This is a genomic window from Streptomyces sp. LE64, from assembly GCF_052606915.1.
Window position 1 is genome coordinate 23,547 of the sequence record NZ_CP199708.1, and the last position, 13,421, is coordinate 36,967.

14 protein-coding genes and 1 pseudogene are annotated in these 13,421 nt (G+C 73.6%); 7 read left to right on the forward strand and 8 right to left on the reverse strand.

Annotated features, from left to right (window positions below; all coding sequences use genetic code 11):
- Positions 1 to 28: 28 nt before the first annotated feature.
- On the reverse strand, positions 29 to 1,450 hold the full coding sequence (locus tag ACSMX9_RS00105; RefSeq protein WP_445398809.1) for an NAD(P)/FAD-dependent oxidoreductase: 1,422 nt from the start codon (positions 1,448 to 1,450) through the stop codon (positions 29 to 31).
- An 82-nt stretch (positions 1,451 to 1,532) separates the two neighbouring features.
- Positions 1,533 to 3,452 carry a molecular chaperone HtpG gene (htpG, locus tag ACSMX9_RS00110; protein ID WP_445398811.1) on the reverse strand — a complete coding sequence of 640 codons (1,920 nt, stop codon included), beginning with the start codon at positions 3,450 to 3,452 and terminating at the stop codon, positions 1,533 to 1,535.
- Between the two features lie 230 nt (positions 3,453 to 3,682).
- Here htpG and ACSMX9_RS00115 point away from each other — a divergent pair, with 230 nt between their 5' ends.
- From ACSMX9_RS00115 to ACSMX9_RS00125, 3 genes are read left to right on the forward strand one after another with little or no spacing between them, the layout of a single operon-like run.
- Positions 3,683 to 4,282 carry a TetR/AcrR family transcriptional regulator gene (locus tag ACSMX9_RS00115; RefSeq protein ID WP_445398813.1) on the forward strand — a complete coding sequence of 200 codons (600 nt, stop codon included), beginning with the start codon at positions 3,683 to 3,685 and terminating at the stop codon, positions 4,280 to 4,282.
- On the forward strand, positions 4,272 to 4,898 hold the full coding sequence (locus ACSMX9_RS00120) for a hypothetical protein (RefSeq protein ID WP_445398815.1): 627 nt from the start codon (positions 4,272 to 4,274) through the stop codon (positions 4,896 to 4,898). Before ACSMX9_RS00115 ends, ACSMX9_RS00120 begins: the two co-directional genes overlap by 11 nt.
- On the forward strand, positions 4,891 to 5,493 hold the full coding sequence (locus ACSMX9_RS00125) for a GNAT family N-acetyltransferase (protein ID WP_445398817.1): 603 nt from the start codon (positions 4,891 to 4,893) through the stop codon (positions 5,491 to 5,493). Before ACSMX9_RS00120 ends, ACSMX9_RS00125 begins: the two co-directional genes overlap by 8 nt.
- A gap of 19 nt (positions 5,494 to 5,512) precedes the next feature.
- Here the strand turns inward: ACSMX9_RS00125 and ACSMX9_RS00130 are convergent, their stop codons facing one another.
- From ACSMX9_RS00130 to ACSMX9_RS00140, 3 genes and pseudogenes are all read right to left on the reverse strand, one after another.
- A complete protein-coding gene (locus tag ACSMX9_RS00130; protein ID WP_445398819.1) occupies positions 5,513 to 5,680 on the reverse strand; it encodes a hypothetical protein in 168 nt (55 codons plus the stop codon).
- 74 nt (positions 5,681 to 5,754) lie between these two features.
- Positions 5,755 to 6,183, reverse strand: a pseudogene (locus ACSMX9_RS00135) (HAD family phosphatase); the annotation flags it as partial.
- Between the two features lie 67 nt (positions 6,184 to 6,250).
- Positions 6,251 to 7,039: a LysR family substrate-binding domain-containing protein gene (locus tag ACSMX9_RS00140; RefSeq protein ID WP_445398821.1), complete on the reverse strand. Its 789-nt coding sequence runs from the start codon at positions 7,037 to 7,039 to the stop codon at positions 6,251 to 6,253.
- Positions 7,040 to 7,096: 57 nt separating this feature from the next.
- On the opposite strand from ACSMX9_RS00140, the gene ACSMX9_RS00145 reads away from it, so the two are divergent.
- Positions 7,097 to 7,486: a DUF5997 family protein gene (locus ACSMX9_RS00145; protein WP_445398823.1), complete on the forward strand. Its 390-nt coding sequence runs from the start codon at positions 7,097 to 7,099 to the stop codon at positions 7,484 to 7,486.
- Between the two features lie 19 nt (positions 7,487 to 7,505).
- On the opposite strand, the gene ACSMX9_RS00150 is transcribed toward ACSMX9_RS00145, so the two are convergent.
- A complete protein-coding gene (locus ACSMX9_RS00150; protein WP_445398825.1) occupies positions 7,506 to 8,786 on the reverse strand; it encodes an SGNH/GDSL hydrolase family protein in 1,281 nt (426 codons plus the stop codon).
- Positions 8,787 to 8,937: 151 nt separating this feature from the next.
- On the opposite strand from ACSMX9_RS00150, the gene ACSMX9_RS00155 reads away from it, so the two are divergent.
- Together ACSMX9_RS00155 and ACSMX9_RS00160 are read left to right on the forward strand one after the other, a co-directional pair.
- On the forward strand, positions 8,938 to 9,699 hold the full coding sequence (locus ACSMX9_RS00155; protein ID WP_445398827.1) for an SMI1/KNR4 family protein: 762 nt from the start codon (positions 8,938 to 8,940) through the stop codon (positions 9,697 to 9,699).
- A gap of 188 nt (positions 9,700 to 9,887) precedes the next feature.
- Positions 9,888 to 11,825 (forward strand): HtaA domain-containing protein, encoded by a 1,938-nt coding sequence (locus ACSMX9_RS00160; RefSeq protein ID WP_445398829.1) that lies wholly within the window; start codon positions 9,888 to 9,890, stop codon positions 11,823 to 11,825.
- A 45-nt stretch (positions 11,826 to 11,870) separates the two neighbouring features.
- Here the strand turns inward: ACSMX9_RS00160 and ACSMX9_RS00165 are convergent, their stop codons facing one another.
- On the reverse strand, positions 11,871 to 12,236 hold the full coding sequence (locus ACSMX9_RS00165; RefSeq protein ID WP_445398831.1) for a hypothetical protein: 366 nt from the start codon (positions 12,234 to 12,236) through the stop codon (positions 11,871 to 11,873).
- 130 nt (positions 12,237 to 12,366) lie between these two features.
- Between ACSMX9_RS00165 and ACSMX9_RS00170 the strand changes: the two genes are divergently transcribed.
- Positions 12,367 to 13,134 carry a FadR/GntR family transcriptional regulator gene (locus ACSMX9_RS00170; protein WP_445398833.1) on the forward strand — a complete coding sequence of 256 codons (768 nt, stop codon included), beginning with the start codon at positions 12,367 to 12,369 and terminating at the stop codon, positions 13,132 to 13,134.
- Positions 13,135 to 13,149: 15 nt separating this feature from the next.
- Here the strand turns inward: ACSMX9_RS00170 and ACSMX9_RS00175 are convergent, their stop codons facing one another.
- Positions 13,150 to 13,419, reverse strand: coding sequence for a hypothetical protein (locus ACSMX9_RS00175; RefSeq protein WP_445398835.1), 270 nt, complete (start codon positions 13,417 to 13,419; stop codon positions 13,150 to 13,152).
- Between the last annotated feature and the right edge of the window lie 2 nt (positions 13,420 to 13,421).

A 13,421-nucleotide genomic window follows, 5' to 3' on the forward strand; every position in this document is an offset into this window, starting at 1 on the left:
TGGCCGCGCAGGACGGGCGACAGGGCGTTCAGCCGTGCGGAGGCGCCGTCGCGGGCCGGGCGGCGGCACGTTCCGCCTCGGTGAGCGGAGGGGCCGACAGGCGGGGCGCGCGGGGGCCGATCAGCATGGCCAGGAGCATGTCGGGGGCGAGCAGACGGATCGGGGGCCGCTCCAGGCCCATCACGTCCAGCAGGGCGCCGAGTGCTCGGGGGTTGCGGGCTCCGGTGGTGACGGCCCGGTCCACGAAGCGGGCGTTCAGCCGGTCCAGGAGGGTGGGGGGCGTGTCGGTGGCGCCGGGGTAGAAGACGTCCTGGCCGACGGCGAGGTCCCAGGCGGCGGAGACCGGCCGGGCCACGGCGCGCTGGAGGCGCCGGGCGGTGCCCACGGCGGTCAGGGCCCTGGTGGCGAGCACGTCCCGCACCGCGAGGGCGCTCTGTGCGGCGACGGTGAGACCGTGGCCGTAGACGGGGTTGAAGCCGGCCACCGCGTCGCCGAGTACGAGGAAGCCGTCCGGCCAGCGGCCCGCCCGCTCGAAGTAGCGGCGCCGGTTGGTGGTGGCGCGGGTGGTGTGCACTGCGCTCAGGGGGACGGCGTGCTGGAGGAGTTCGCCGATGACCGGATCGCCGAGTCCGTGGGCGAAGGCGAGGAAGGAGTCCGGGTCGCCGGTGGGTTCGCCGCCGCGGGTCCCGGAGAGGGTGACGAGCCACCTCCCCCGCTCGACGGGCAGGATGATGCCGCCCCGGCCGGGGGGTTTGGCGGGGTTGGCCTGCACGTTGACGACGGGGAAGGCCGTCGACCCGGTGCTGCCGGGGGCCCGGTACAGCCGGGTGGCGTAGGCGACGCCCGCGGCGACCTCGCGCACCGCGGCGTCCGGGAGGCCCAGGTCCACGAGCCAGCGGGGGGCGGCGGAACCGCGGCCGGAGCCGTCGACGACGAGGTCGGCGGTCAGGTCGTGCGTGCCGTTGCCCCGGTGGACGCGTACGCCGGTCACCCGTCGGGGGCCACCGAGCAACTGCACCGCCGTGGTGCGCTGCTGGAGGGTCACGTTGCGGTGGGGCAGGACCCGTTCGCGCAGGACGGCGTCGAAGAGGGTGCGGGAGCAGACGAGATTGCGGTGGCGGGTCGTCGTGAAGCGTCGGAACCACACCTCGTTGGGGGCGCGTGAGACCATGTCCCCCATGACGTGGACGAGGCGTCCGCCGCGGGCGACCACGGTGTCGACGAGTCCGGGGAGCAGTTCCCCGAGCGCCGTGACCCCACCGCTCCAGACCAGGTGGGCGTGGCGGGCCTGGGGGACGCCGCGCCGGGTCTCGTCGCCGGCGGGCAGGGCGTCCCGTTCGACGAGCGTCACCTCGGCGAACTCGGCGAGTGCGGCGGCGGCGAGCAGCCCTGCGGCGCTGGCTCCGATCACCAGGGCCGTGGGCCTGCGGGGGGCGGCTCCGTCGGGCACGGCGGTCACGTTTCTGTGGGGGCCGGGGTGACAGGGGGTCGGCGGCCGACCGCGAGGGGCGGCCGCCGACCTTCGCGCCGCCCTACAGCGCGCGTTCCAGGCGGTCCGTCATCAGCTTGACGAAGCGGGCCGGCTCCTTGGGCTGTCCGCCTTCGGCGAGGACGGCGAGGCCGTAGAGGAGTTCGGCGCTCTCGGCGAGGCCGGTGTGGTCCTCGCGTTCCCGGTGGGCCCGGTGGAGCCCCTGGACCAGCGGGTGGTCGGGGTTGAGCTCCAGGATGCGTTGGGCCCGGGGCGTCTCCTGCCCCATCGCCCGGTACATGCTCTCCAGCGCCGGGGTCAGGTCGTGCGCGTCGGAAACGACGCAGGCCGGGGAGACGGTGAGCCGGGAGGACAGGCGCACCTCCTTGATGTCCTCGTCCAGTTGCTCCTTCATCCAGCCGAGCAGTCCGGCGTACTCCTCGGCCCGCTTCTCCCGTTCGTCCCCGGACGCCCCGTCGTCCTCGGCGTCCAGGTCGATCTGGCCCTTGGCGACGGACCGCAGCTTCTTGCCCTGGTACTCGCCGACGGCGTCGGCCCACACCTCGTCGACGGCGTCGGTGAGCAGCAGCACCTCGATGCCCCGGTCCCGGAACGCCTCCATGTGCGGGGAGTTCTCGATGGCCTGCCGGGACTCCCCGGTGAGGTAGTAGACGTCCTCCTGACCGTCCTTCATCCGCTCGACGTACTGCTGGAGCGTGGTGAGTTCGGTGTCGTGGTGGGTGCTGGCGAAGGAGGCGACGGCCAGGATGGCGTCCCGGTTCTCCGCGTCGGTGACCAGGCCCTCCTTCAGCGCGGTGCCGAACTCACGCCAGAAGGTGGCGTAGCGTTCCTGGTCCTTGGCGGCCATGTCCTTGACCGTGGAGAGGACCTTCTTGGTGAGCCTGCGCCGCATCATCTCGATGTGCCGGTCCTGCTGGAGGATCTCGCGGGACACGTTGAGCGAGAGGTCGGCGGCGTCGACGACGCCCTTGACGAAGCGGAGGTAGGGCGGCAGCAGGGCTTCGCAGTCGTCCATGATGAAGACGCGCTTGACGTAGAGCTGCACACCGCGGGTGAAGTCCCGGGTGAACAGGTCGTGCGGGGCCCGTGCCGGGAGGAAGAGCAGGGCCTGGTACTCGAAGGTGCCTTCGGCCTGGAGGCGGATGGTCTCCAGGGGGTCCTGCCAGTCGCGGCCGATGTGCTTGTACAGCTCGTGGTACTCGTCGTCGGTGACCTCGGCGCGGGGGCGGGCCCAGAGGGCCTTCATGGAGTTGAGCGTCTCGGGGGCGGCCGGAGCGGTCTCCTCTCCCTCCTCCGGCGGGGTGGCCGCGGCTTCGGGTGCCATCCGGACGGGCCAGGTGATGAAGTCCGAGTACCGCTTGACGATCTCCTTGATCTTCCATCGGGAGACGTAGTCGTGGAGCTGGTTCTCCGGGTCGGCCGGCTTGAGGTGGAGCGTGACCGAGGTGCCCTGCGGCGCGTCGTCGACCTTGGTCAGGGTGTAGGTGCCCTCACCGCGCGAGGTCCACCGGGTGCCCTCGTCCTCTCCCGCGCGACGGGTCAGCAGGGTGACCTCGTCGGCCACCATGAAGCTGGCGTAGAACCCGACCCCGAACTGGCCGATGAGCCCTTCGGCGCCGGCGGCGTCCTTGGCCTCCCGCAGCTCCTGGAGGAACTTCGCGGTGCCGGAGTTGGCGATGGTGCCGATGAGCCGGCCGACCTCGTCGTACGACATGCCGATGCCGTTGTCGCGCACGGTCAAGGTGCGGGCGTCCGGGTCGACGGCGAGGTCGATGTGCAGGTCGGACACGTCGGCGTCGAGCGAGTCGTCCCAGAGCTTCTCCAGGCGCAACTTGTCCAGCGCGTCGGAGGCGTTGGACACGAGTTCCCGCAGGAAGACATCTTTGTCCGAGTAGACCGAGTGGATCATCAGCTGGAGCAGCTGACGGGCTTCTACCTGAAACTCAAACGCTTCGGTCGACATAGGTGCGATTACCTCTCAGGCCCTCATCGCTGGATCTGAAAGGAGCCACTGTAAAACACCACGTCAGGACGGCGACCACACGCGCCCGAAGTGGCTGGATCACGCCCCGTGTCCGACCGACACCCATCGGTGTCGGCATCCGCGGCCCCTCGGCGAGACGCGCGCGCACCCGAAAGAGAACCTCTAGGGTGTACCAACAGTACACCCCAGAGGGGTGTACTGTTGGTCAAGTGACTCCACCCCTTCCCCGCTTCCATCGTCTGCCCCCCGAACGGCGGACCGAGATCCTCGCCGTCGCCCGGCAGCACTTCGCCGAGCACGGTCCGCAGCACGCTTCGTACAACAAGATCATCGAGGCCGCGGGAATCTCCAAGACCGCCGCCTACCACTACTTCGACGGGCGGGAGGACCTCCTCTCGGCCGTGCTGGACGACGTCCTGGCCCGCCTCCTCGACGCGCTCGGGCCCGAGCCGTCCGCCTCGGATGCCGACGCCTTCTGGGCCGGGCTGGAGAGCGGCACGGACGCGCTCACCGCGCATCTGCTGGGTCACCCCGACGACCTGGCCCTGGCGGAGGTCGCCGCCGCCCACGAGGGCGGCGCCGCCTGGCGGGGCTGGTTCACCGCGCTGGTCGACGAGGGGCAGCGACTCGGCGTCATCCGTACCGACCTGGACCGGGAACTGCTCGTCGGGGCCACGACCGCCGTCGTCGGGGCCGCCGACCTGTGGGCGCTGAGCGCCCTGGCGGCCGGCCGTCAGCCCGACCGCGCCCAGGTGTGGACCCTGCTGGCCGGACTGTGGGGAACGAAGGCGGCCGACCGTGCGCACTGACCTCACCGTGGACTGGGACCTGCCGCCCACCCCGAACGGCCCGGCCGGTCGACTGGAACGGTTCATGGGTCCCGGCAAGTCCCGCGCCGAATCGGCGGTGGAGATCGGCGGCGGCCTGCTCTGCGCCGCACTGCTGGCCGCCGGCCTCTGGTCCCCTGCCGCCGACGGCGTCCGGGAGTCCTGGTCCACCGTGCAGCTCGTCGTGGTGGCGCTCGCCGGGCTCGACCTCATCGGCGGCATCCTGACCAACGCGACCAACGCGGCCAAGCGCTGGTACCACCGGCAGGCGGCGCACGCCCGCCGGAGCCGGCTGGTCTTCGTCGGGGCGCACCTGCTGCACCTGGCCGTGGTCGGCACGGTCGTCCTGGAGGGCGACGCCGCGTGGGTGCTGGGCAACGCCGGACTGCTGCTCGGCGGCGCGGCGGTCGTGGAGTTCGCCCCGGTGCACCTCAAGCGGCCGGTCGCGGTGGGACTGTGGACGGCGGCCGTGCTCGTCAACCTGTTCTGGCTGACGGTGCCGCTGGCCCTGATGTGGTTCGCCCCGCTCTTCTTCCTCAAGCTCCTGGTGTGCCACCTGGTCCCCGAGGCGCCGCTGCGGAGCCGTGGCGATGGCTGAGGCGATCGGGCCGGCGGTCCTGAACCGTTCCGCCTCCGTCCGGGGGTGCGGCACCGTCCTGAGCGCGGCCTTCGCCCGGGAACCGGGGCTGCGGTGGATCTGCGGTGACGCGGCGGTGCGCAGGGAGCGGTGGTTCGCCGCGACCCTCGCCGCGCACGACACGCTGCCGGGCGCGCGGCGGCTGACCCTCGACCGGGGAGGGGAACCGATCGCCGCGATCGTGCTCACTCCCCCGGGCGGTACGCCCCCGGCCCGGGCGAAGGCGCGCTGGGTCGCGGGCACCGGACTCGGCTGCGGCCCGGGCGCGCTGGTGCGGACCCTGCGCTACGTGCACGGCGCCGAGACGGCCACCCCGCAGGGGGCGTGGACGCTGGAGTTCCTCGGTGTCCTCCCGGAGCACCGGGGCCGGGGCGCGGCGCGCCGGCTCCTCGACCACGTCGTGTCCGAGCTGCCCGCGCCCGGCGGCATCTTCCTCACCACCGCGGATCCGGAGAACGAGCGGTTGTACCGGCGCTTCGGATTCACGACCCGGCAGCACCTCGTCCTCGGTCCGCTCACCACCGCCGCCATGTGGCGCCCGGGGGCGACGGCCTGAGGACGGTGGAGGGCGCCCGTCAGCGGTCAGCTGCGGGCGTCCTCGCCTCGTCCTCGCCGAGGAGCGGGGCGAGGGCGCGTTCGAGGTCGGCGCGCGCCCGGTAGAGCACGCCCGTCGCCCCCAGTTCGACGGCAGCGGCCACGTTCTCGGACCGGTCGTCGACGAAGAGGCACCGGTCCAGGGGCACACCCGCCCGGGCGCGGCGGCGATGCGGTAGATGCGCGGATCCGGTTTGACGATGCCGAGCTCGCTGCTGTTCACGACGGAGGTCGCGAGGTCGGTGATCCCCATCTTCCGCAGGTCGTCGTCGAGCCAGGCCGTCGCATTGGTGACCAGCACCAGCGGACACAGCCTCCGGAGTCGACGCAGAAGGGCCACCACCTGCGGGTCCGCGCGGAAGTCGGCCCGGGTGAACGCGGCGGCCAGGGCCTCGGCGCGGGGCCGGGGGAGGGCGGCGGGCAGGCCCCGGACGATGGACTCGGCCCACTGCCGTCGGGTGATCCGCCCTTCCAGCAGCGGCCGGTCGTTCTCCGGCGCGAAGCCGACGGCGGCCGTGATGCCCTCGGGGAGCCCGGCCTCCCGTTCCAGCCGGGCGACCACGGATGCGTCGAAGAAACGGATCACCCCGTCCAGATCGCACAGCACGGCGTCGAAGGGGCGGCCGTCCGAGGGCGCCGACGGGGTCTGCATGCCCCCTGTCTAGCACCGGACCCGCGCGCTGCCCAGGGCGGTTCGGGCCACCGGCCGAGGGGGCGGGTCAGCCGCGGCGGCGGGGCCGGCCCGGGCGGCCGCCGCGGGCGCCCCCGGCGCTCTTGCCGGCGCCGCCGCGTCCGGATCCGGCACCTCGCGGACCGCCCGACGCCTTGCCGGTGGAGGCCCCCTTCCGGGAGCCGCGGGCGGCGGCTGGCTTCCGTTCCGGGGCGGGCTGGGCGGCGCCCCGGCCACGCCAACTGTTGACGGTGCGCCCGCGGACGATCCCGATGAACTCCTCGACCAGGTCGGTCGTCGCCTCCTTCGGCCAGGACAGGGCCACGCGGGACTCGGGGGCGTCCTTCAGGGGGCGGTAGGTGAGGTCCCTGCGGTGGTGCAGTCGGGCGAGCGACTGGGGGACGGCCAGCAACCCCACGCCCGCGGCCACCAACTCGATCGCGTCCGCCGTGGTGGCCGGACGCTCCTTCGCGGCCACCCCCGGGGGGCGTTCCCAGTCGAGGACGTCGTCGACGGGGTGCAGCACCAGTTCCTCGGCCAGGTCCTCCGGTGCCACCTCGTCGACCGCGGTGACCAGGTGGTCCTTGGGCGCCACCACCACCGTCGTCTCCGTGTACAGGGGGATCGCGCTCAGGTCCTCGCCGTCGACGGGAAGACGGACGAGCCCCGCGTCCGCACCGCCCTCGCGCAGCAGGGCGAGCGCCTCGGCCGCGGGCACCGGCACCAGGCTCAGCGGCACGTCGGGCAGGCGTTCGGTCCACACCCGCACCCACTTCGCGGGGGTCACCCCCGGTACGTAGGCGAGCCGGAAGGGGGCGGGGGGCTGCACGTCTGTCACGGGACCAGGGTATCGGCCGTGGTCAGGGGCACCGCACCCGCTGGTTACCCTGGAGGCATGACGTCGGACCAGACCACCCAGGCCATGAAGCCCGCGACCGCGGCGAAGAAGCTCGGGATCTACCTCGAAGCCGCGCCCGCCGAGTTCCGTGCGGGCTCCGTTTCGCGCGCCGAGCTCCACGCGCTCCAGGCCGACCCGCCGCAGTGGCTGCGGGACCTGCGTCGCGACGGGCCCCACCCGCGCCCCGTGGTCGCGGCCAAGCTCGGGGTGTCGATCTCCGGACTCGCGCGCGGCGGGGTCACCGAACCCCTCACCACCGAGCAGATCGACGCGCTCAAGCAGGAGCAGCCGGAGTGGCTCCGCGCGGAGCGCGCCACCCAGGCCGGGGTCCGCAAGGAGTCCGCGCGGCTGAAGGTGCGTCAGCGGGAGCGGTCCGCCGCGCGGTGACGGGGCGCAGTCGCCCGGCTCAGCGGGGCAGTGCGTCCGCGACGGCTTCGGCGACGGCGTCCATCCCGGCGTCGTTGGGGTGGATCCCGTCGCCCGAGTCGTAGCCGGGGGCCAACGCGTCACCGCGCCCGGGCCGGGGGTCGGCGAGCAGCCGGTCGAGGTCGACGACCGTGTCGTAGGCACCGCTGGTGCGCAGCCAGCGGTTCACCTCGTCACGGACGCGTTCCTTCTCCGGGGTGTAGTAAAAGGCGTACCCCTCGAACGGGGTGAGGGTGGCCCCGACCGTGGTGACGCCACGGCGCTTCGCCGCCCGGATCAGCGCGCGGTGTCCCTCGATCAGCCGGTCGGCGGTGACGTCGGGCGCCGTCCCGCAGCCGAAGTCCGGCTGCCCGCCGGCGCCGATGTCGTTGATGCCGAGCAGGACGACCACGGAGCGGACGCCCGGGCGGTCGAGCGCCTCGTGGCGGAACCGGGCGAGGCCCCGTTCGCCGAAGCACCCGGAGTCGGTGAGGAGGCGGTTGCCGCTGAGACCGGCGTTGACGACGCCGAACGCTCGACCGCCGGCGTGCAGCCGGTCGGCGAGCCGGTCCGGGTAGCGGCGGTCGGTGCCGGGGGTGGAGCCGTAGCCGTCGGTGATCGAGTCGCCGAACGCGACGACCGTGCCGCGGCCGTGTCGTGCCGCCACCTCGATGCCGGCCAGCAGGTACAGGGAAGGGCTGGTGGCCGTCTCGAAGGCGTCGGCGGAGGCGTGCCCGGTCCGGTCGCCCTCGGCCCGGTAGGAGGTCGTGAGGGCGTCCATGTGGTAGCTGACGGGGCCGGTCGCGGTGGCGAAGTAGAAGGTGACCGTGAGCTTCTCGCCCGCGCGGACGGGCAGGTGCACCGGCTCGGAGAGCCGTTCGGCGCCGATCGGGAGGACGGTCTCGCGTTCTCCGGAGAACCACAGTTCGCGCAGGGTGTCGGGGCGGACGGCGGCACCCCGGGCGGATGCGGCGACGGTGGCCCGGGCCAGCCGGACGGGCTGGGCTCCGTACCGGTGGGAGAGTCGGACGCGGATGCGCGGGCCCGTCGCGGTGACCCGGGCCACCTGCCGCAGGCTCTGGTCGGCGAAGCCCTGCGGGGACCATCCGCCCCAGGGCTCCCCGGGGTCCGCGGGCCGTTGCAACGAGGCGCCCCACGCTCCGGTCCAGCGACCGGCCGCATCGCCCCGGGTCGCCTCCGCCCAGGGCGCGGTGACCGGTGGGGCGAGGGCGAGGGCCGCGCCGGAGGCCGCCGCGGCGGTCCGTCTGATCCACGGGCGCATCGTGGTCCTCCCGCTCTCCGCTCTCCCCGCCTTCCCGGCGGGCTCAACCCGGCTGAAGTTAGCAGGGGTTGGGGTGGGGCGGTAGGCACGGGCGACGAGCGTGGTGCGGGCGGGGCTCCCCCGGGCCTCGCGTGCTTGAAAGACTGCCCGGATGACACCTGATCTGGGGCAGTTGAGCGAGTTGGTCCGGGCCGTGCCCGGGTACGAACCGCGCCCGGCGGGCCGGGCGACGGAGGCGATGGTGCGGGCGGCGGAGGCGCGGCTCGGCCCCTTGCCCCCGTCGTACCGCTGGTGGCTCACCGAGTTCGGCGGGGTGCGGCTGCTCGGGACGGAATGGGCGACGGTGTGGCCCGAGGAGGCGCACGACGCGTACGAAGCGCTGACGGCACCCTGGCGACGGGAGGGCCGGCGGCTGTGGTTCGCCCACGAGCCGGACTGCGGGGACGCGTTCGGTTTCGTCCTCGACCAGGAGCGGGCGGGCGGGGAGTGGCCCGTGGTGTGCCGCGAGGGGACGAGCGGGGAGGAGCACCCGCTGGCGGAGTCCTTCGCCGGGTTCCTCACCGTGCGCACGGCGCGGGCGCTGGGCCTCGGGGACGGTCCGCAGCCGGCGCTGGCCCGGCTGTGGCGGTCGACCCCGGGTGTGCGGTTGGACGGTGGGCTCCTGGTGTACGGACCGCACCAGTTCGTGGCGCGCAACCGGGAACACCAGGTGGCGCGGCGGGCGCCGCACTGGGTGTTGGTCGGCGAGGAGGGTCCGGGCGCGGGCTTGTTCATGCGTCGGCACGGTCGGGACCGCAGCAGCGTCCTGCGGTGCGCGCTCGACGGGGTGGCGCCGGATGTCGAGACGGTCGGCGAGCGGGTGACGGGTGATCTGCTCGGGTGGCTGTCGCGGGGTGTTCGTCCCGCCCGGTGACGGGGAGGGCGTCAACACCGAGGGTGACAGTTTAGGTAAGGCTCACCTAATATGACTCGTGTCGGCCCCGGGTCCCCCACTCCGTGCTGCCGGTCCCCCACACGCCCGTTCCCGTTCCGTGGGTGTTCCGTCCCGGACGCCGCCCGGCACCCGTGTGTGCCCTCCCACCCGAAGGAGACATGCAGCGCATGTCCACCACCCGTAGCACCCGACTGGCCGCCCTCGCGGTCGTCACCGCCCTGTCGACGACGAGCGCGGGCCTGCTCACCGCCACCACCGCGCACGGCGCGGGCCCCGAGGTCCGTGCCGCCGCCCCGGCCGCCGCGCCGGTGCCGCTGGACGGTTCCGCCCGGGCCGCCTCCCCGATCCTGGTGACCGGCGAAGCCGGTTGGGGGTTCAAGGCGAGCTGGTTCCGCTACGTCACCGCCCTCGGCGGCAGCATCACCCCGACCGACGGCGCCACCGGCCCGCGGGCGAACGGCGCCGTCGGCTTCCCCGTGCTGCACGGTGCGGTGGATCGCGCCGGCGCTTCGGCGGACGTCCGGTTCGGCGGCTCGGTCACCTACGCGGTCCCGGCGCATGGCATCACCGGCATCACCCTCGCCAAGCCCCGGGTGGTCCTCAAGAACGGCAAGGGCACGCTCTACCTGGACGTGCGCTCCGAGTTGGACGGCCGGCCGACCACCAGCACTGCCGCCGTGCCCTTCGCCACCCTCACCGCGACCCGGGGCGCGCTCAGCGGGTCGACGCTCGACTGGAGCGGCATCACCGCCACGCTCACCGCCCACGGCGCAGAAACGTTCACTCACCAGGGCAGCGCCATGTACGCGCCCGGCACCGCGCTCGATCCGCTCACCCTCGGCGGCACCGTCAGCACCCCCGCCCTGACCGTCAGTCGGGTGTCCGGTCTCGGCGCCGAGACCGAGGTCACCGTCCGGGGCACCGGCTACCGCCCCGGCAAGGGCGTCTACCTGGCGCAGTCGACCGCCCTGCCCGGCACCACCTACCCCAGCACCTACGGGAACGCCGCCTGGGTCCGTCAGGTCGGCCCGGACGGCACCTTCACCACCACCATGAAGCTCACCGAGACCTTCGTCCCGAGCGGGGGGACCGCGGTCGACTGCCGCACCACCAGGTGCTTCGTCACCAGCTTCAACTCCCACGACCGGGAGGACACCACCTGGATGCCCTCGCGCGCCCAGGACGTCCAGCGGGGCCTCACCTTCGGCAGCGCCCGGGTCACCACCCAGCCCGCCGCCCAGAAGGTGCGCTCGGGTGCCACGGCCACCTTCCGGGCCGCCGCGACCAACGCCGACGCGGTCCGCTGGGAGCGCAGCACCAACCGGGGCACCACCTGGACCGCGGTGCCGGGCGCCACCTCGGCGACCCTGGCCGTCAAGGCGACGGCGGCCCTCAACGGCCACCTCTACCGGGCCGTGTTCGGCAATGCCGCGGGCGAGGCGACCACCCGGTCCGCAGCCCTGTCGGTCACCGCGGTGCCGAGCAGGATCACCGGGCTCAACGCGGCGCCCGAACCGGTCGCCAAGGGCAGCAAGGTGACCGTCACGGGCACCCTCCAGGCCGTGGGTGCGACCGACGAGACCTGGCGTCCGGTGTCGCGGACCGGGGTCGTGGTCGAGTTCCGGGCCAAGGGCAGCCGCAGTTGGAGCCGTGCCGCCGGCGCCACCACGGGCACCAACGGCGCCTTCTCCGCCAAGGTCACCGCCACCAAGGACGGCGACTGGCGGGCCCGCCACACCGCAACGCCCGACCGGGCCGCGTCGACCAGTGGCAGCGACTACGTGGACGTCCGCCTGCGCACCGCGATCACCGGACTCAACGCCGGCCCCGAGCCGGTCCGCAAGGGCCGCACGCTCACCGTCAAGGGCACGCTCACCAAGCTGGACGGCACCTGGCGCAAGGCGCCCAACGAGACCGTGGGCATCTGGTTCAAGGCCGACGGCGCGCGCAGCTGGAGCAAGCTGGGCACCGCCCGCACCAACGGCAGCGGCGCCTTCACCAAGGGCTTCGCCGCCAAGAAGGACGGCAGCTGGCGGGCCGTGTACACCACCGGCGCGGCCCTGCTGGGCAGCACCAGCAGCAGCGACCGGGTCGACGTGCGCTGACCCCGCGCACCGCGCCGGGCGGCGACGGCCGCCCGGCCCCCGGCCTCACTGCGGTGCGGGCCGGCACAGGTCCAGACTGAAGGACGCGGTGCACTCCGTCACCGCGGGAACCACCCCGCTGCCCCGCAGCAGTTGGAAGAGGGCGACCACCACCAGCACCGCGAGCAGGACCCGGTGGGTGGTGGTCGCCTCGGACGCGAACCGCAGGCCGGAGTACGTGCGCACCGCGTAGCCGAGGGCCACCACCCCCGCGACGAGGGCGGTGAGGTTGAGGTAGCTGAACTCGGTGATCTCGCCGTTGACGGTCTGGCGGGACTCCACGGCGAGCGGGAGGGCGAACGGCAACACGGCCACCACCGCGATGGCTATGCCGATGCGTCGGAGGAGGCGTCTGTCCTGGGTGTCGGTCATGCGGGCGATCGTAGGCCCGGTTTCCGGCGTTGCTGCCGGCCCCCGACGTGCTGGGATACCTTGGGCCGCGCCGGGCCGGACGGTGGTGCGGCGGGACCGGCGTCGGCGACCGGGGAGCGGAGGCAGTCCAGTGGCGCGCACCAAGGGGGTTCCCGACGACAGCCCGTGGCAGGCCCTCAGCGGTGCCGGGGGCCGGGGACGGGAGGGTGCGGCCGAGGAGATCGCCGCCGACATCCAGCGGCTGATCCTCGCCCGTGACCTGCCGGACGGCGCCCGGTTGCCCTCCGAACGCGACCTCGCGGTCCTGCTGTCGACCAGTCGCCCCACGGTGAGCCAGGCGATCCGCATCCTCGTCGTCAAGGGCCTGGTGGAGTCCCGCCGCGGTTCCGGCGCCTATGTGCGGCTGCGGCCCGAGACCTCCCTGGCCACGTCGATGCACCTGATGCTGGACGTCCGACCGGATTCGGTGGACCAACTCGCCGAGCTGCGACTCGCCCTGGAGACGTCCGGGATCATCCGCGCCATCGAACGGGCCACCGAGCAGGAACTCGCCGAGGGCGAGCGGGCGCTGGAGCGGCTGGAGCGGAGCGCGGGTGACACCGCGAGTTGGATGAGCGCGGACACCTACTTCCACGCCACCCTGGTCGGGGCCTCCCACAACGCGTATCTGACCTCGATGTTCTCCAGCGTGCACGGTGCCCTCATCGACTACGAGTACCGGACCTGGATCGACGAGGGGACGGTGCCGAGTTGGTTGGCGCCCGACCGGGCCGCCGCGCTGACCGCCGTCCACGAGCCGCTGCTGCGGGCCGTGCGCACGCGGGACGTCGCCCTCGCCCTGTACGCGGTGCGGCACCACCACGAGGTGATGGCGCAGCACCTCGCGCTGCGCTCGTAGCCGGACGGGGCGCGGTCAGGGCGTGTCGCCCTGCCAGTCGTAGCGTCGCGGAGCGCCCGGCCGCGGCCCGTACAGCGCGTGTCCCCCGGGGCCGTAGCGTCCGATCTCGGTGCTCAGCGGCACGGCGGTCCGCCGCTGCTCGTCCGGCCGGTCGGTGACGTCCAGAAGCAGCCCGTCCAGCGGGCCGCCGACCAGTTCGACGTAGACGCGGCCGGGACGCGGGCCGGGGTCGGGGTCCTCGTGGTCGGCGCCGTAGACCCGCTTGCGCATGATCTCCTCGTTCATGC

Excerpts from the sequence above, each read along its gene's own strand:
- htpG (WP_445398811.1), bottom strand. The coding sequence starts at position 3,452 with ATGTCGACCGAAGCGTTTGAGTTTCAGGTAGAAGCCCGTCAGCTGCTC.
- ACSMX9_RS00125 (WP_445398817.1), top strand. The coding sequence starts at position 4,891 with ATGGCTGAGGCGATCGGGCCGGCGGTCCTGAACCGTTCCGCCTCCGTC.
- ACSMX9_RS00145 (WP_445398823.1), top strand. The coding sequence starts at position 7,097 with ATGACGTCGGACCAGACCACCCAGGCCATGAAGCCCGCGACCGCGGCG.
- ACSMX9_RS00150 (WP_445398825.1), bottom strand. The coding sequence starts at position 8,786 with ATGCGCCCGTGGATCAGACGGACCGCCGCGGCGGCCTCCGGCGCGGCC.
- ACSMX9_RS00155 (WP_445398827.1), top strand. The coding sequence starts at position 8,938 with ATGACACCTGATCTGGGGCAGTTGAGCGAGTTGGTCCGGGCCGTGCCC.
- ACSMX9_RS00160 (WP_445398829.1), top strand. The coding sequence starts at position 9,888 with ATGTCCACCACCCGTAGCACCCGACTGGCCGCCCTCGCGGTCGTCACC.
- ACSMX9_RS00165 (WP_445398831.1), bottom strand. The coding sequence starts at position 12,236 with ATGACCGACACCCAGGACAGACGCCTCCTCCGACGCATCGGCATAGCC.
- ACSMX9_RS00175 (WP_445398835.1), bottom strand. The coding sequence starts at position 13,419 with ATGAACGAGGAGATCATGCGCAAGCGGGTCTACGGCGCCGACCACGAG.